We start from the raw sequence: 458 nt of genomic DNA on the forward strand, positions 1-458 counted from the left end.
AGCTGGATTTATTGAGATGGTATTAAACATGTATTGTGTAAACTGAGGTAACTGCTGTCCAAAAGAGGCAGAAATTCCTAGTATAAAAACTACAATACTTAAAAATCTATTCAGTTTCATTGGTTAAGTTTATTTATCTGTTGCAACGTAGATAGGACCAGCAAATGGTTCTAGTCCACTATTTCTTAAATTAATAACGTAGTAGTAAGTACCTGTTGGGACTTTACCAGAACTTCCTACTGATGAGTTATGAGAATAACCATTCCAATCATTTTGATAATTATTAGACTCATATATTTTTGCACCCCATCTATTAAAGATTTGTAATTCAATGATGAATCCACAATCTTCAACACCTGTAAGTGTAAAGAACTCATTATAGTTGTCACCATTAGCTGTAACCGTTTTAGATATTACAACATTATCCTTACCACAAGCGAGTACCACACAATCATCAT

2 protein-coding genes are annotated in these 458 nt (G+C 32.5%); both read right to left on the reverse strand.

From position 1 onward, the window contains the following. Positions 1–120: type IX secretion system membrane protein PorP/SprF (locus LBV24_RS15390; protein ID WP_224479490.1), on the reverse strand; the 120-nt coding region annotated here is incomplete at its 3' end. A gap of 9 nt (positions 121–129) precedes the next feature. After that, positions 130–458 (reverse strand): gliding motility-associated C-terminal domain-containing protein (locus tag LBV24_RS15395; RefSeq protein WP_224479489.1); only part of this gene is annotated, 329 nt, incomplete at its 5' end.

Origin of the sequence: Winogradskyella vincentii, assembly GCF_020166345.1 — a bacterium.
Lineage (GTDB): Bacteria > Bacteroidota > Bacteroidia > Flavobacteriales > Flavobacteriaceae > Winogradskyella > Winogradskyella vincentii.